Here is a 15,099-nt window from a genome sequence, read left to right as displayed (position 1 = left end):
GAGACCATGAAACTGGTGGCGATACAAACCAATGCCGGGGCTGACTGGTCCAGCAATAAAGCGACCCTGGAGCGGTTACTCGGGCAGTTGCCCCCCGAACGTCCCTTACTGGTGCAATTGCCTGAAAATGCCGTGGTGTTCGGCAGCAAAGGGGCGGCCCTGGAGTGTGCCGAGTCCCTGGGGGAGGGGCCCATCCAGGCACAAATGGCCGAATGGGCCCGGCGGCTAGGGATCTGGCTGGTGGTCGGGGCCATGCCGACCCGGATTGTGAGCAGCGAAAAGCTGCATTCCAGCAGCCTGGTCTATAACGATAAGGGGGAATTGGTCGGTCATTATCACAAGCTGCATCTGTTTGATGTAGAGGTATCCGACGGCCACGGCCGCTATCATGAGTCCGCCACCTATCAGGCCGGCGATGGCCTGACGGTGGTCGACAGCCCCTTTGGCCGTCTGGGATTGTCGATTTGCTATGATTTACGTTTTCCCGAGTTGTACCGGGCATTGCGGGAGCTGGGGGCCGACATCCTGCTGGTGCCCTCGGCCTTTACCCAGGTAACAGGCCAGGCGCACTGGATGCCACTGTTGCAGGCCAGGGCGATAGAGAACCAATGTTATGTGCTGGCGGCCGCTCAGGCCGGCGATCATGGCAATGGCCGGCAGACCTGGGGACACTCGGTTATTTTAAATCCCTGGGGTGAAGTACTGGCCTGTATACCCAAGGGCGAAGGGCTGATCGTCGCCGACGTGGATTTGTCCCGTCTGGCGGCGATCCGCCGGCAGATGCCGGTGGACCAACATGCGCGTATGAAAGCGGTTTGGAGAGAGAATGAATGAGTATTGAACAGATTGACCTCAGCCTGCTGGCGCCGAATGACTTGGATATGGCCCTGTTGGATGCCCAGCTGGCGCGTTTGTGCCGTCACGATATCGATTTTGCCGATCTGTATTTTCAGAACAGTGTTCATGAATCCTGGGTATTAGAAGACGGCATCGTCAAAGACGGCAGTTACAACATAGAGCAGGGGGTCGGGGTACGCGCCGTCAGCGGAGAAAAGACCGGCTTTGCCTACTCCGATGAGCTGACTGCCTCGGCCCTCAGCCAGGCGGTGAGTGCCGCCAGAAGCATTGCCGAACGGGGTGGCAACCGACACTTCAAGTTGGGCAGCCAGGTTGGGGTTGAGCCCCGTTATCTGGGGATCAATCCCCTCGACAGCCTGGCCCGGGAGCAGAAGATTGCCCTGCTGCAGCAGATGGACGCCTATGCCCGCAGCCTGGAACCGGCGGTGACCCAGGTCATAGCCTCAATATCCGGGGTCTACGAAGAGGTGCTGGTATTGGCGACAGATGGCACCCTGGCTACGGATTTGCGCCCCCTGGTGCGACTGAACTGCTCGGTACTGGCCGAGCGTAATGGCCGTCGGGAACGGGGCGGCAGCGGCGGCGGCGGTCGGGTCGGCTATGATTTCTTCCTGGAAGAGGTGGACGGTCAGCCGAGGGCCATGGGTTATGTCAAGGAGGCGATTCGCCAGGCCCTGGTCAACCTGGAGGCGGTGGATGCCCCGGCCGGCACCATGCCGGTGGTGCTGGGGGCCGGCTGGCCGGGGGTCCTGCTGCACGAGGCGGTAGGGCATGGCCTGGAGGGGGATTTCAATCGCAAGGGTTCATCCGCGTATTCCGGCCGCATCGGCGAAAAAGTGGCGTCCCCCCTGTGCACCATAGTGGACGACGGTACCCTGCCCAATCGCCGGGGCTCGCTGACGATCGACGATGAGGGTACCGCATCCGGCTATAATGTGTTGATCGAAAACGGCATCCTCAAGGGCTATATGCAGGATAAACTGAATGCCCGCCTGATGAAGACGGCGCCCACCGGTAATGGCCGGCGGGAGTCCTACGCCCACCTGCCTATGCCGCGGATGACCAATACCTATATGCTGCCGGGGGAGACCCCCCCCGAAGAGATTATCAGGAGTGTCAAACGGGGGATTTATGCGCCCAATTTCGGCGGTGGCCAGGTCGATATTACTTCCGGACGTTTCGTGTTTTCGGCGTCTGAGGCCTATTTGATCGAAGACGGCAAGCTGACCGCACCGATCAAGGGAGCCACCCTGATCGGCAATGGTCCCGAGGCCATGAGCCAGGTGTCCATGGTAGGCAATGATCTGGCACTGGATGCAGGTGTCGGGGTATGCGGCAAGGATGGCCAGAGCGTCCCGGTCGGGGTCGGGCAGCCGACCCTGAAGCTGGATCAATTGACGGTCGGCGGCACCCAGTAGTGGTTAATTATCAACCAGAACGAAAAAGGCTTTTTCTGTAATTAGTGAGAGCATATATGGGTCATACTAATACAGTTGCTTTCTATGCAACGGTGTGAGGAGGCTTATTATGAAAACGCTACTTTCTATTGCATTTGCCTCTGTACTGGGTTTGATCTTAATGCCAGTCCAGGCAAGTACAGTTGCCAACCAGAATCCGATTGTTAAAGATATGGTTGTGCAGAGCGAGGGTGACGGTATCGATAACCGTCATTGTGCCAACTTGAAAAAAATGGGTAAGAAACCTGCGGACATGTGCTTCTAATATGAGGTTCCGTATATACCCAGACTAACAACGGGAGCTAGGCTCCCGTTGTTGTTTTAACCTGGGGTTAGGGCTCCAGGTTTTGCTTCAGGTACTGAAACAGCTCCCGGTAGGTCTTGGGGGGCAGGTTGGCAGCCAGTTCCTTGCGGGCCTGACGTGCCAGCTGACGTAACTTCTGCCGGTCCAGTCGCTGATATTCGGCCAGCAGCGCATCGACGCCCTTGTCGCCTTCCTTGACCAGGCGGTCGCGCCATTGCTCGAGGCGGTGAAAATGGGCGTTGGCGGTGGCGCTCTTGTGATCGAAGGCCGCCAGGGACTGCTCTATGGCGGTCACATCCCGGCTGCGCATCAGCTTGCCGACATACTGCAGGTGGCGGCGCAGGCCCTCTCTTTCCTTCCGGCCGATCAGCTTGTGCGCCAGGGCGATGGCGTCCTGCAACTCATCATCTAACGGCACCTTGGCCAGTTCACTCGGTTTGAGCTTGATCAGGGCTTCGCCCAGTTCCTGCAGGGCGTGCATTTCCCGTTTCATCTGGCTTTTACTGACCCATTCGATCTCGTCGTCCTGGTCGGGGTGTTCATCATGGTGGCGCATAGGCTTTCCGTAACAACAGACATTTACATATATATTACCAGCTTCTCCCAAGGGACGCAGGGGTCTGTTATGCTAACCCCATAACGGAGCGACAAATCATCATCATGAACCCAGCAGACATTCAAACAGAGCAACGCCAGCTGGAGCTGGCGGTAGAGCAGGCACTGGACTCGGCCAAGCGGCTGGGGGCAGACAGTGCGGAAGTGTCGATCAGCAAACAGACGGGGTTGTCGATCAATACCCGCAATGGCGAACTGGAAAATATTGAATTCAATAAGGATGGCGCCCTTGGTATCGCCGTCTATCGGGACGGCCGCAAAGGTTCGGCATCCACCTCTGATTTACGGCCCGAGGCGATTGCCAAGACGGTCGCCGCCGCCCTGGATATTTCCCGCTATACCTCTCCGGATCCCTTTGCCGGCATCGCCGAGTCCGGGGATCTGGCCTGGGATGCGCCCGAGGTGGCCATGTGTTTTCCCGCCGATCTGGAGCCCGAGTTCGGCATCGAGCTGGCGCTGCGCTGCGAGCGCCATGCCCTGGGCCAGGACGGGCGCATCAAACAGTCCGACGGTGCCAGTTTCTCCAGTACCCTGGGGACCAGGGTCTACGGCAACAGCCATGGTTTTATCAAGGGCTATAGCGGTACCCGCTTCGGCATGAGTTGCGTGCTGATCGGTGAACAAGACGGGGATATGCAGCGCGAATACGGTTATACATCGGCCCGTAGCCTGGCCGATCTATGGACTCCCGAACAGGTGGCCGACGAAGCCGTGACTCGTACCCTGGGCCGTTTGGGCGGCCGCAAGATAGGCACCACCCGGGTGCCCGTGTTGTTTCACCCGGATGTGGCATCCGGTCTGTTTGGCCACTTGGTGATGGCCATCAGCGGCGGCAGCCTGTACCGTAAATCCTCTTTCCTGCTCGATGCCCTGGGCAGCCGTATTTTCCCCGAGTGGCTGACCATCAGCGAGCAGCCTCACCTCGATAAGGGGTTGGCCAGTTCGCCTTTCGATAATGAAGGTGTGCGCACCCGTGCCGGCAATATTATCGAACAGGGGATATTGCAGAGCTATCTGTTGACCAGTTATTCGGCCCGCAAGCTGGGCATGGAAGTGACCGGCCATGCCGGCGGCATCCATAACTGGCAGGTGGCCAGCAGTGGCCAGAACCTGGAACAGTTGCTGAAGCTGATGGATACCGGCCTGCTGGTGACCGAGATGATGGGCCAGGGGGTGAACATAGTGAATGGTGACTATTCCCGTGGCGCCGCCGGCTTCTGGGTGGAAAAGGGGGAAATTGCCTACCCGGTGGAAGAGATCACCATCGCCGGCAACCTGAAGGAGATGTTCGCCGGCATTCAAGCCATCGGTACCGATGTGGAAACCCGCTCCAGCCTGCAGACCGGCTCGGTATTGATCGATCAGATGAAGATCGCGGGGCAGTAACGGCGGTGATCAGGGACTTGTGATTGGTGATTGGCAGGACAAACTCTGCTCCCAAGTCCCAAGTCCCAAGTCCCAAGTCCCAAGTCCCAAGTCCCAAGTCCCAAGTCCCAAGTCCCAAGCATTAGTTCAGCAGCAGCAGGGTCGCCAGTCCCAGGAAAGACAACAGGCCGACGGTATCGGTAATGGTGGTCAGCGCCATGGAGCCGGCCAGTGCGGGATCTATGTTGAAGCGGCGCATCACCAGCGGGATCAGAGCGCCGGCCAAGCCGGCCACCGCCAGGTTGATAAACATGGCGGCTGCGATGACCAGGCCGATGGCGATACTGTCTTTCCAGATGCTGACCACCACGGCGATGGCCAGCGCCCAGATCAGGCCGTTGATCAGGCCGACCAGGGCTTCCTTGGTCAGCAGCCAGCGGGCGTTGCTGTCACTGATATGGCCGACTGCCATGCCGCGGATCATCAGGGCCAGGGTTTGGTTGCCGGCGATGCCGCCCATGGAAGGGACTATGGTCATCAGTATCGCCAGGGTAGCCAGCTGTGAGAGGGTGGCTTCAAACATGTTGGAGACACTGGCTGCAATCAGTGCGGTGCAGAGATTCACCGTCAGCCAGATGGTCCGGCGTTTGGCGCTGGGCAGTACCGGAGCGAAGGTGTCTTCATCGACGTCCATTTTGGCCATGCCCATCATGGAGTGCTCCCCTTCTTCCCTGATGATATCCACCACGTCATCTATGGTGATCCGGCCGAGCAGGATGCCGTTCTCATCGACCACAGGTGCCGACAGCCAGTCATGGCGCTCAAACAGGTTGGCGGCTTCGACATCGGACATGGTCAGGGGGATGGCCTCGACCTGGGTATCCATGGCTTCGGCGACCGTGGTGGCGGGAGCCTGTACCACCAGGCTGGCGAGTGACATGTCTCCCAGCAGGCGGTTGTCCTTGTCCACCACATAGAGGGTATCCGTGCCTTCCGGCAACTCGTTGCGCAGGCGCAGGTAGCGGAGCACCACGTCGATGGTGACATCCGCTCGCAGGGTGATGAATTCGGTATTCATGATCGAGCCGGCGGTGTCTTCCGGGTAGGACAAGGCCTGCTCGGCCCTGAGCCGGTCCTGCTCGTCCATCTGGGTCAGCACCTGGCGATACAGGCGTTCGGGCAGATCTCGCAGCACATAGGCCAGATCGTCCGACTCCATGTCTTCCAGGGCGTTGGCCAGCTTTTCCGGATCCATCAGCCGGATGATGCCGTCCCGGACTTCTTCCGACAGCTCTTCCAGAATTTCGCCGTAATCATCCGGGTCGACCAGTTGCCAGAGGACCTTACGGCTGGGAGCGGGAGAGGATTCCAGCAGCCAGGCGACGTCGCCGGGACGCATCTGTTGCAGCATACGCCGCACATGGATGAACATGCCGCTGTCCAGGGCCCGGCCGATGGTTTCCAGCTGATCCGTTGTCCTTTCCTGGTCAAGGGGCTCAGTCATCCGGGGCTCCTAGTGGGTGAATTCAATTGGATATGAATTTTACCCTATTTATTCCGATTCGTTAAAACGATCTGCCACCAGGCGGGCTACGGCATCCATCGCCGCCTCGGCCTCCGGGCCTTCTACTACCACCCGGATGGCATGGCCCTGGGCAGTTTCCAACATCAGCAGGCCCATGACACTGTTGGCAGGGGCCTGTTTTTCCTGATTGCAGACGGTGATGATGGCATCGAATTGTTGCGTTAATTGCACCAGCTGAACAGCGGCGCGGGCATGGAGTCCCAGTTTGTTGACGATTTCCAGATCCCGTTCAATTTTCGGCATTGCGTTTTTCCAATGTACGGTGGCGGACTTGCACGTTTTTTCCCATGCTTTTGAAGGACTGCGCCAGCTGCTCGGCGAGGTAGACGGATCTGTGCTGACCGCCGGTGCAACCGATGGCGACGGTCACATAGCTGCGGTTATTGCGTTCCAGATGAGGCATCCAGGTGAGCAGCAGGTTTTCTATCTGCCACAGATACTTCATCACCTCGGGTTGGCTGGCCAGATAGATGGCGACCGGCTCATCCTTGCCGGTAAAGGGCCTGAGTTCGGCGACCCAGTGGGGGTTGGGTAGAAAACGGGCGTCAAAAACAAAGTCGGCATCCTTGGAGACGCCGTGTTTATAACCGAACGACTCGAATACCCAGTTTAGCTCGCGCTCCTTCTTGCCAAGCACGCGTTCACGGATCACCTCGCTCAGATCGTGAATACTCAGGTTGGAGGTATCGATGCGCAGATCCGCATCGGAAGAGAGGGGGGCAAGCAAGTGGGTTTCTTCCCGGATGGCTTCATCCAGAGTCAGGCTCTCCCTGGACAGGGGATGCAGACGGCGGGTGTCGCCAAAACGACGGATCAGCACGCTGTTTTCCGCATCGATAAAAATACTGGAGAGGTTGACCTCTGCCATCGATCTGATTTCGGCCAGACAGGCCTCCAGCTTTTCGGTGCTGTCGGGCAGGTTGCGCACGTCTATGCTAACCGCCACTTCACCCGGACGGGCCAGACGCATGTTGATCAGGTCGGGCAGCAGTTCAACCGGCAGGTTATCGACGCAATAGTAGCCTAGGTCTTCCAGTACCCGCAGGGCGACTGTCTTACCCGAGCCTGAGCGGCCACTCACGATAACCAGTTGCATACCAGCTCCTCAGGCAGAAATCATGATTTGGTACAATTCATCGTCGCTGGTGGCCTGGCGTAGTTGTTTGCAAACCTGCTTATTACTGAGCTTTTCGGCGATAAGCGACAAGGTTTTCAGGTGTTGTTTACATTCTTGTTCCGGCACCAGCAGCGCAAAAACCAGCCCTACCGGCTGGTTGTCGATGGCATCGAACTCCACCGACTCGGCAAAGGTCAGCAGTACCGCCGTCGCCTTATTTTCATTGCCGATACGGCCATGGGGAATGGCGATACCATTACCTATGCCGGTGGTACCCATTTTTTCCCGGGCCAGCAGGCAGTCAAAAAGCTGTTGGCTGTTGATGTTCAGATGTTGGGCGGCCAGCTCGCTGATGATTTCCAGGGCGCGTTTCTTGCTTGTACAAGGAACTGCACTGCGGGTGCAGTCCCTGCTTAATATATCGGCGACTTCCATGGTTATATTTTTTTGAGCTTCTCTTTGTGTTTGATGATCTGGCGATCCAGCTTGTCGATCAAGCCGTCGATAGCCGCATACATGTTTTCATGCTGGGCATTGGCGAACACTTCTCCGCCGCTGACATTCAGCTTGGCCTCGGCAATCTGTTGTAATTTTTCCACGTTAAGGATGACGTGCGCATTGGTAATATGATCGAAGTGACGTTCCAACTTGGTAAATTTGCTATTCACATAGTCACGTAGTGCATCGGTGATTTCTACATGGTGTCCAGTCAGGTTTATTTGCATAACGTCTTCCTTCTTGGTCTGCCTTAAACCAGGCGTTTACGCTGATTGGAAGGGGGGATGGCCAGAGACTCGCGGTACTTTGCGATGGTTCGACGGGCCACTTGTATCCCCTGTTCGGCCAGCAACTGTGCGATTTTGCTGTCGCTTAATGGCTTGGCCGGATTTTCTGCACTGACCAGCTTCTTGATCAGGGCACGAATTGCGGTGGAGGAACATTCACCACCATCGTCGGTTCCTACATGGCTGGAGAAAAAGTACTTCAGCTCAAACACGCCCCTGGGGGTATGCAGGAATTTCTGGGTGGTCACCCGGGAGATGGTTGATTCATGCATCTCCACGGCTTCGGCCACATGATTCAGCACCATGGGCTTCATGGCTTCCTCTCCCTGTTCAAAGAATGCCTGTTGTTGTTCCACAATACAATTGGCAACCTTGAGCAGGGTCTCATTTCTGCTTTCAAGACTCTTGATGAACCACTTGGCGTCTTGCAGATGACTGCGGATAAACTGGCTATCCCGACTGTCCTTAGTGTGTTTGGCCATGGCGGCATAGGTTTGGTTCAATCTAACCTTGGGCATGGCATCCGCATTCAGCTCAGCCGTCCAGAGCCCCTGACGCTTGGTCACCACCAGATCGGGGATCACGTATTCAGAGCTGCTCTGGAGAACGCTGTTGCCGGGCCTGGGTTCGAGCTGTTGGATCAGGGCCAGCACGGCGCGCAGCTCCTCTTCCTTCAGTTTGGCCTTGCGCTGCAGGGTGCGATAGTCCCGGTTACCGAGCAGGTCCATATGCTGGGTAATGACTTCCCGGGTCTGGGGTAACCAGGGGGTGTCGGGCGGGAAGCGCTCAAGCTGGATCAACAAACACTCCTGTACCGAACGAGCGGCAACGCCGATGGGATCAAAATGCTGGATCCTTTTTAATACAGCTTCGACCTCTTCCGGCTCAATGTCCAGCTCATCGCCGGCAACCGCGTCACAGATATCCTGAATACCTATGGTCAGGTAACCGGCCTCGTCGATGGCGTCGATAATGGTGGTGGCGATGGCCTGATCGGTGTCGCTGAAGGGGGTCAGTTGCATCTGCCAAAGCAGGTAATCCTGCAGGGTCTCGGTGGTTTCACCCTGGTATACCATATCCTCGGCCCCGTCCGGTGCAGGGCCAGGGCCGCTGGTGGAAGCGCTGTAGACATCGTCCCACTGGCTGTCGGTGGGGAGTTCGTCGGACAGCTTGCTCTGCTCCATGGCGGTGTCCGTGGCCATCTGGTCATCCTGGCGGGGCTCCGCAACCTCAATGGTGTCCGGCTCTTCCTGCTCCAGCAAGGGGTTGGCCTCCAGGGCTTGCTGGATCTCCTGCTGCAGTTCCAGGCTGGAGAGTTGCAACAGCCGGATGGCTTGTTGCAACTGGGGAGTCATGGTTAACTGCTGACCCAGACGTAACTGGAGTGTTGGCTTCATCTGTTCGGTAAGTCCTTGTTAATTATGCCGCGATTGTGCCGTGCGGAGCCGATTCAGAGGCTGAACTGGTCACCCAGGTAGACTTTTTTCACCTGCTCATTACTCAAAATTTCGGCAGGGGTGCCGGCGGCAATCCGGTGTCCGTGGCTCACAATATAGGCGCGTTCGCAGACATCCAGGGTCTCCCTGACATTATGGTCGGTGATCAGCACACCGAGCCCCCGGTCGCGCAGGTGCAGTATGACTTTTTTGATGTCGATAACCGAAATGGGATCGACACCGGCGAAGGGTTCATCCAATAAAATAAAACGGGGATCGGCCGCCAGGGCCCGGGCAATTTCTACCCGTCGACGTTCCCCACCGGACAGGCTCATGCCCAGGCTGTCCCGGATATGGGTGATATTGAATTCTTCCAGCAATTGTTCCATTTTTTCGTTACGGCTCGGGCTGTCCAGATCCTGACGGGTTTCCAAAACCGCCATCAGGTTATCGGCCACACTCAGGCGACGGAAGATCGATGCTTCCTGGGGCAAATAGCCGATTCCGGACTGAGCCCGGACATGCATGGGCTGATGGCTGATATCCTGGTCATCTATGGTAATGCTGCCTGCATCCCGTTGTACCAGGCCCACTATCATATAGAAGGAAGTGGTTTTCCCCGCGCCGTTGGGGCCCAGCAAGCCGACCACCTGGCCGGTGTTGACGGTCAGGCTGACATCGGCCACCACCTGGCGTCCCTTATAGCTTTTTTGTAAACCCCGTGCTTTCAGTATCGCCATGGCTCAGTCCTGTTTACCCGTATTATTCTCTAGGTCTTCTACCTGCTCCGGCAGGAAGACGGTAGTGACCCTGCCTTGCTGGCCCTGACCTTCGGCTTCCATCTGCTGCCTGTCGATATGATAACGGATGCGGTGGCCGCTGACGGTGTTGTCCCGTTGTTTCAGTTTGGCATCCCGTAACAGGGTGATAGTGCGGGCTTTGATGTCGTAATGAATTTCCCGCGCCTCGGCACGCACCGGCTGGCCATTTTCCAGGGTTTGGGAATAGGTGGCGGGTGCGCCGTAGGCGGTCATGGACTGTAGCCCCTCGGCATTGCGGATCACCACCAGCTTATCGGCGCGAACATCGATGCTGCCCTGTTTGACCACTACCTTGTCGCTGAAGGTGACTTTGTCGTCAGAGAGCTCGACCAGCTGGTGGCCGGCGTCTATGGTAACCTGTTGGCTGAAATCGGATTCCTTGGCCTGAGCCAGGTTAAGCGACAGCGCCAGCAGGCCGGTGACGCTAAGGGTTATAAGTTGCCTGGGTGCCATTTAATAATTCCACGGTTTGTTGTTCGAGTCTGCCCAGCAAGCCCTGGCCCTGGGTATGGTATCCGGGGCCGCGCAGCATCACTGCCTGATTTGAGCGTAGCTGATTATGCACAAAGTCCATTTCCAGGTATTCGGTTGAAATGGTGTCAATCAGAGCCTCACTTTGCAGGCTTTGGCCCAGCACCGACTTTCTCAGGATGGCGTTGTCGTCGGTATTGATAATGCCTTCATCACCACTCAATTGCCATTGGGGCCGGCCATCGGGGGAATAGAGCAAGATAACAGGTTTTTCCAGCAGGGTCATGGCCAGGCCTCCGTAGTATTCCGCATGCTCCGCATTCATTCCCCGGTAGGGTAGGCCCAGGTTATTGTATTGCAGGCTGCTCAGGTCCTTGGCGATAAAGTCCGGCTGATAATTCTGATCCTGGCCGGAGTTGGGGGGCGCGGGCCTGAGCCATTGCCAGCATACCAGGGCGAACAGCAGCAGCACGGCAAACAGCCAAGTCTGCCGGTTCATACGCTCATGCCCTGGGCTTGCTCCAGTTTGCCCTGAGCCGCGAGGATAAGATCGCAAAGTTCGCGCACGGCACCGAATCCACCCGCCACACGGGTAATATAATCCGCATCCCGCAGGACCAGAGGATGGGCATCCTTGACCGCTACCCCCAGGCTGCAGTCCCGCATCACCGGCAGGTCGACCACATCATCGCCGATATAGGCCACCTGGCTTGGCATCAGTTTGAGGGTACCCAACAGCGCCTGGTAGCTGTGCCACTTGTCGCCCTGGCCTTGGTACACATGGCGAACCCCGAGGGAAGCCATACGTTCACTGACGATGCGGGAATCCCGACCGGTGATCACCGCCACCTGGATGCCGGCATTGAGCAGGGCCTTGATACCGAAACCATCCTTGGTGCAGAAGCTTTTATATTCTTCCCCTTGATTGCCCAGATAGATCATTCCGTCTGAAAGTACCCCGTCGACATCGCAAATCAGCAGGCCGACGTCGGCAAGACGTTTCCATACGGTGTTGGCCACAGGACCATAGAGAGTTTGCTGTTCCATTAAATGACTCCCGCCCGTAACAGGTCATGCATATTGAAGGCGCCCACCGGCCGGTTGTGCTCATCGACCACCAGTAGCCCGCTGATGCCTTTTTCTTCCATCAGCTTGACCGCCTCCGCCGCCAGCATGCCGGCATGGGCGGTAATGGAGTGACGGGTCATTACCTGGCTAATGGGGGTCTGGTGAACATCGATGCAATGATCCAGGGTGCGGCGCAGGTCCCCATCAGTATAGACGCCCATCAGTTGCTGATGTTCGTCCACCACGGCGGTAAAACCCAGACCGGTACGGCCTATCTCCAGCAATGCCTCTATAATCAGGGTCTGGGGACCAACCCTGGGCACCCTGTCTCCCTTGTGCATAATATCGGCGACCCGCAGTAACAGCCGCTTGCCCAAGGCGCCACCCGGGTGGCTCAAGGCAAAATCATCGGCGGTAAAACCGCGGGCTTCCAGCAGGGCAACCGCCAGGGCGTCACCCAGTACCAGCGCCGCCGTGGTGCTGGAAGTGGGTGCCAGGCCGAGGGGGCAGGCTTCCTGTTCTACCCGGGCACAGAGGTGGATATTGGCTTCCTTAGCCATGGTGGAGCCGGGATTGCCGGTGATGCAGACCAGCGGCAGGCCACGGCGCTTGAGTACCGGCAGCAGGGACAGTATTTCGTCGCTTTCACCCGAGTTGGAGAGGGCGATGATCACATCCTGTTCGCCTATCATCCCCAGATCTCCGTGGCTGGCTTCACCGGGGTGGACAAAAAAGGCGGGCGTGCCGGTGCTGGCAAGGGTGGCGGCTATCTTATTGGCAATGTGGCCGGATTTGCCCATGCCGGTGACAATCACCTTGCCACTACAGTTAAACATCAGGGCACAGGCCTGATCGAAGGCATCATCCAAATATTGATAAAGGCCATCTATGGCGGCCTTTTCAATATCCAGAACCCGTCGGGCCGTTGTTCGATAATCAAATCCAGAAGACATAGTTTTCTCCACACCGTTGGCGGCGCCATTATAGAAAAGCTTGTGCCCATAAGCGACCGTGACGAGGACGGAAGCGGTGTTTTATCGGTATTTGTCAGACCACAGGGTCATTAGTTGCCGCAGGATAACAGGAAAAATCATGGCCTTGGTTGCCGAGTGCCGAGCTTACCCATACAATTCTTTCTTTTTTATGAGGAATTGAGTTTGGACAACGGCCTTGTCGAGATACAGGACCTCTGCTTCAGCCATGGCGACAGGGTGCTGTACGACCGGATCAACGTACGCGTCCCCCAAGGCAAGATCACGGCCATCATGGGACCCAGCGGCATAGGTAAAACCACCCTGCTGCGGCTGATCGGCGGCCAGCTCAAGCCCGACAGCGGTAAGATACTGTTTGACGGCGAAAATATAGCGACCTTGTCCCGTAGCCACCTGTATCAGGTAAGACAACGCATGGGTATGTTGTTTCAAAGCGGCGCCCTGTTCACCGGCATGTCGGTATTCGACAATGTGGCGTTTCCCCTGCGTGAGCACAGTGGCTTGCCGGAGGCGCTGATCCATACCCTGGTGATGATGAAACTGGAGGCGGTCGGTCTGCGCGGCGCCGCCGGCCTATTTCCGGCCGAGTTGTCCGGCGGTATGGCCCGGCGGGCGGCTCTGGCCCGGGCCATCGCCCAGGATCCCGAGCTGATCATGTATGATGAGCCATTCGCCGGTCAGGACCCCATCAGCATGGGGGTACTGGTCAAGTTGATTGCCGAGCTGAACCGTGCCCAGGGACTGACCTCGATAGTGGTGACCCATGATGTGTCCGAGGTGATGAGCATCGCCGACTATGCCTACATCATCGCCAACAAAAAGGTGGTCGCGGCCGGTACTCCGGCGCAGCTGCGTGAGCATAAGGATCCCCAAGTGATCCAGTTTTTGCGGGGAGAGGCCGATGGCCCCGTTCCTTTCCATTACCCTGCACCAGACTTAAGAGAGTCATTTCGATATGTTGATTGATATGATCGGTGGCCTGGGGCAGAAGGGCATGGCAGCCATCATCGCCCTGGGGCGGGCCGGCTTCATGCTGATGCATGCCCTGGTGGGGCGACCCCAGCTAAGAAAGCACTTCCCCCTGTTGATCCAGCAACTGCATGTGGTGGGGGTGCAGTCGGTTGCCATTATCCTGGTGTCCGGCCTGTTTATCGGTATGGTGTTGGCACTACAGGGGTACAATGTACTGGTGGATTTTGGCGCCGAAGGCAGCCTGGGGCCCCTGGTCTCCTTGTCTTTGCTGCGTGAGCTGGGGCCCGTGGTGACTGCGCTGCTGTTCGCCGGGCGGGCCGGTTCTGCGCTGACCGCCGAACTGGGCCTGATGAAAGCCACCGAACAGCTGTCCAGCCTGGAAATGATGGGCATAGATCCGTTGCGGCGGGTGGTTGCCCCCCGGTTTTGGGCCGGACTGCTCAGCATGCCATTGCTGGCCTTTATGTTCAGCCTGGTGGGTATCTGGGGCGCCAAGCTGGTCGGGGTAGACTGGCTGGGGGTTGACCAGGGCGAGTTCTGGTCCGGCATGCAGGCGGCGGTCGACTGGCAAGAGGATGTGGTACAGGGTTTTATTAAGAGTCTGGTATTTGCCCTGTTGGTGACCTGGATTGCACTTTTCAACGGGATCGATGCCGAGCCGACGGCGGCGGGCATCAGTCAGGGCACCACCAGGACAGTGGTTCATTCATCTTTGGCCGTGTTGGGATCCGATTTTATCCTCACCGCCGTCATGTTTGGGTAATAAATAATGAAATACAGCAAACTGGAATTCAGTGTCGGCTGCTTTATGCTGGCAGGTATCGGCGCCCTGCTGCTGCTGGCCTTCAAAGTGGCGGGGCTGACCAGCAATGGCCAGGGAGAAACCTATACCCTGTATGCCAAGTTTGACAATATCGGCGGCCTGAAGGTGCGTTCTCCGGTCAAGGTTGGCGGTGTGGTTGTCGGACGGGTCAGTGGCATCAGCCTGGATCCACAGGATCAGGTGCCCCTGGTTACCCTGACGCTCAATAAAGAGGTGGGACAGTTTGCCGAAAGCAGTACCGCCACGATTTTGACCTCCGGGCTGTTGGGAGAACAGTATCTGGGGTTGAATCCGGGTTTTGCCGATGAGGAAATGGGTATCGGCGTGCTGGCCGATGGCGATACCATAGCCGACACCCAGTCGGCGCTGATCCTGGAAGAACTGATCGGCAAGTTTATCTATTCCATCGGCGATAACTAAACCATGGGTA

At 57.5% G+C, this 15,099-nt stretch carries 19 protein-coding genes; 7 read left to right on the top strand and 12 right to left on the bottom strand.

All coding sequences use genetic code 11. From position 1 onward, the window contains the following. Positions 1–6 precede the first annotated feature (6 nt). The 3 genes from ABD806_RS11325 (at position 7) to ABD806_RS11315 (ending at position 2,580) form a co-directional block, all read left to right on the top strand. Positions 7–834 carry a carbon-nitrogen hydrolase family protein gene (locus ABD806_RS11325; RefSeq protein ID WP_344957975.1) on the top strand — a complete coding sequence of 276 codons (828 nt, stop codon included), beginning with the start codon at positions 7–9 and terminating at the stop codon, positions 832–834. Then, positions 831–2,276, top strand: coding sequence for a metalloprotease TldD (tldD, locus tag ABD806_RS11320; protein ID WP_344957973.1), 1,446 nt, complete (start codon positions 831–833; stop codon positions 2,274–2,276). Before ABD806_RS11325 ends, tldD begins: the two co-directional genes overlap by 4 nt. 109 nt (positions 2,277–2,385) lie before the next feature. Continuing rightward, entirely contained in the window at positions 2,386–2,580 is a 195-nt protein-coding gene (locus tag ABD806_RS11315) for a hypothetical protein (RefSeq protein ID WP_344957971.1), read from the top strand. A 67-nt stretch (positions 2,581–2,647) separates the two neighbouring features. Here ABD806_RS11315 and yjgA read toward each other — a convergent pair whose 3' ends face one another. After that, entirely contained in the window at positions 2,648–3,175 is a 528-nt protein-coding gene (gene yjgA, locus ABD806_RS11310) for a ribosome biogenesis factor YjgA (RefSeq protein WP_344957968.1), read from the bottom strand. Between the two features lie 104 nt (positions 3,176–3,279). Here yjgA and pmbA point away from each other — a divergent pair, with 104 nt between their 5' ends. Beyond that, positions 3,280–4,620, top strand: a complete 1,341-nt coding sequence (gene pmbA, locus ABD806_RS11305; RefSeq protein ID WP_344957966.1) for a metalloprotease PmbA — start codon at positions 3,280–3,282, stop codon at positions 4,618–4,620. A 121-nt stretch (positions 4,621–4,741) separates the two neighbouring features. Here the strand turns inward: pmbA and mgtE are convergent, their stop codons facing one another. Genes mgtE through ABD806_RS11250 form a run of 11 tightly spaced genes read right to left on the bottom strand, consistent with a single transcriptional unit; the run spans position 4,742 to position 12,835 of the window. After that, positions 4,742–6,103 carry a magnesium transporter gene (gene mgtE / locus ABD806_RS11300; RefSeq protein WP_344957964.1) on the bottom strand — a complete coding sequence of 454 codons (1,362 nt, stop codon included), beginning with the start codon at positions 6,101–6,103 and terminating at the stop codon, positions 4,742–4,744. Between the two features lie 48 nt (positions 6,104–6,151). After that, complete coding sequence (locus tag ABD806_RS11295) at positions 6,152–6,427, bottom strand: HPr family phosphocarrier protein (RefSeq protein ID WP_116474432.1); 276 nt, start codon at positions 6,425–6,427, stop codon at positions 6,152–6,154. Then, complete coding sequence (gene rapZ, locus ABD806_RS11290; protein ID WP_344957962.1) at positions 6,414–7,280, bottom strand: RNase adapter RapZ; 867 nt, start codon at positions 7,278–7,280, stop codon at positions 6,414–6,416. Before rapZ ends, ABD806_RS11295 begins: the two co-directional genes overlap by 14 nt. A 9-nt stretch (positions 7,281–7,289) precedes the next feature. Continuing rightward, complete coding sequence (ptsN, locus tag ABD806_RS11285) at positions 7,290–7,736, bottom strand: PTS IIA-like nitrogen regulatory protein PtsN (protein ID WP_344957960.1); 447 nt, start codon at positions 7,734–7,736, stop codon at positions 7,290–7,292. A 2-nt stretch (positions 7,737–7,738) separates the two neighbouring features. Beyond that, on the bottom strand, positions 7,739–8,026 hold the full coding sequence (gene hpf / locus ABD806_RS11280) for a ribosome hibernation promoting factor (protein ID WP_344957958.1): 288 nt from the start codon (positions 8,024–8,026) through the stop codon (positions 7,739–7,741). 23 nt (positions 8,027–8,049) lie between these two features. Continuing rightward, a complete protein-coding gene (locus tag ABD806_RS11275; RefSeq protein WP_344957957.1) occupies positions 8,050–9,483 on the bottom strand; it encodes an RNA polymerase factor sigma-54 in 1,434 nt (477 codons plus the stop codon). 53 nt (positions 9,484–9,536) lie between these two features. After that, complete coding sequence (lptB, locus tag ABD806_RS11270) at positions 9,537–10,262, bottom strand: LPS export ABC transporter ATP-binding protein (protein ID WP_344957955.1); 726 nt, start codon at positions 10,260–10,262, stop codon at positions 9,537–9,539. Between the two features lie 3 nt (positions 10,263–10,265). Further along, the gene (lptA, locus tag ABD806_RS11265) at positions 10,266–10,796 is read right to left on the bottom strand and encodes a lipopolysaccharide transport periplasmic protein LptA (RefSeq protein ID WP_344957953.1); all 531 of its coding nucleotides are present in this window, start codon (positions 10,794–10,796) and stop codon (positions 10,266–10,268) included. Beyond that, complete coding sequence (gene lptC, locus ABD806_RS11260) at positions 10,768–11,313, bottom strand: LPS export ABC transporter periplasmic protein LptC (RefSeq protein WP_344957951.1); 546 nt, start codon at positions 11,311–11,313, stop codon at positions 10,768–10,770. The genes lptA and lptC overlap by 29 nt, the downstream gene beginning before the upstream one ends. Continuing rightward, positions 11,310–11,861 carry a 3-deoxy-manno-octulosonate-8-phosphatase KdsC gene (gene kdsC / locus ABD806_RS11255; protein ID WP_344957948.1) on the bottom strand — a complete coding sequence of 184 codons (552 nt, stop codon included), beginning with the start codon at positions 11,859–11,861 and terminating at the stop codon, positions 11,310–11,312. Before kdsC ends, lptC begins: the two co-directional genes overlap by 4 nt. Then, entirely contained in the window at positions 11,861–12,835 is a 975-nt protein-coding gene (locus ABD806_RS11250; RefSeq protein ID WP_344957946.1) for a KpsF/GutQ family sugar-phosphate isomerase, read from the bottom strand. The genes kdsC and ABD806_RS11250 overlap by 1 nt, the downstream gene beginning before the upstream one ends. Positions 12,836–13,039: 204 nt before the next feature. On the opposite strand from ABD806_RS11250, the gene mlaF reads away from it, so the two are divergent. Genes mlaF through mlaD form a run of 3 tightly spaced genes read left to right on the top strand, consistent with a single transcriptional unit; the run spans position 13,040 to position 15,089 of the window. After that, entirely contained in the window at positions 13,040–13,840 is an 801-nt protein-coding gene (mlaF, locus tag ABD806_RS11245; RefSeq protein WP_344957944.1) for a phospholipid ABC transporter ATP-binding protein MlaF, read from the top strand. Further along, on the top strand, positions 13,830–14,609 hold the full coding sequence (mlaE, locus tag ABD806_RS11240) for a lipid asymmetry maintenance ABC transporter permease subunit MlaE (RefSeq protein ID WP_344957942.1): 780 nt from the start codon (positions 13,830–13,832) through the stop codon (positions 14,607–14,609). Before mlaF ends, mlaE begins: the two co-directional genes overlap by 11 nt. Positions 14,610–14,615: 6 nt before the next feature. Further along, complete coding sequence (gene mlaD / locus ABD806_RS11235) at positions 14,616–15,089, top strand: outer membrane lipid asymmetry maintenance protein MlaD (RefSeq protein ID WP_344957940.1); 474 nt, start codon at positions 14,616–14,618, stop codon at positions 15,087–15,089. Positions 15,090–15,099 lie beyond the last annotated feature (10 nt).

Source organism: Zobellella aerophila (assembly GCF_039539325.1).
GTDB lineage: Bacteria > Pseudomonadota > Gammaproteobacteria > Enterobacterales > Aeromonadaceae > Oceanimonas > Oceanimonas aerophila.
Note: the sequence above shows the minus strand (reverse complement) of the source record. Positions and strands in the feature narration are given on the sequence as shown.